Origin of the sequence: Pseudomonas sp. 30_B (assembly GCF_017491605.1) — a bacterium.
Classification (GTDB): Bacteria; Pseudomonadota; Gammaproteobacteria; order Pseudomonadales; family Pseudomonadaceae; genus Pseudomonas.
The window spans coordinates 1-244 of sequence record NZ_JAFGYY010000494.1; the positions used below are offsets into that span (position 1 = coordinate 1).

Annotated in this window: 1 protein-coding gene; it reads right to left on the reverse strand. The window is 65.6% G+C overall.

Annotation, left to right across the window (positions count from 1 at the left end):
• The coding region (locus tag J5M67_RS29225) for a sulfatase-like hydrolase/transferase (protein ID WP_207888757.1) at positions 1–244 on the reverse strand (244 nt) is incomplete at both ends.

Genomic DNA, 244 nt, shown 5'->3' on the forward strand with positions numbered 1-244 from the left:
CGGTATCGCCGACGGCCGCCAGCAGGGTCGGGAACCAGTCCAGGCCGGAGAACATCTGGGTGGAGACGGTGCCCGGCTTGACGTGGTTCGGCCAGCGGATCATCGCCGGCACCCGGTAGGCGCCTTCCCAGTTGGAGTTCTTCTCGTTGCGGAACGGAGAGGTGGCGGCATCCGGCCAGGTGAAGCGGTTCGGGCCGTTGTCGGTGGTGTAGATGACGATGGTGTTGTCGCTGAGCTTCAGGTC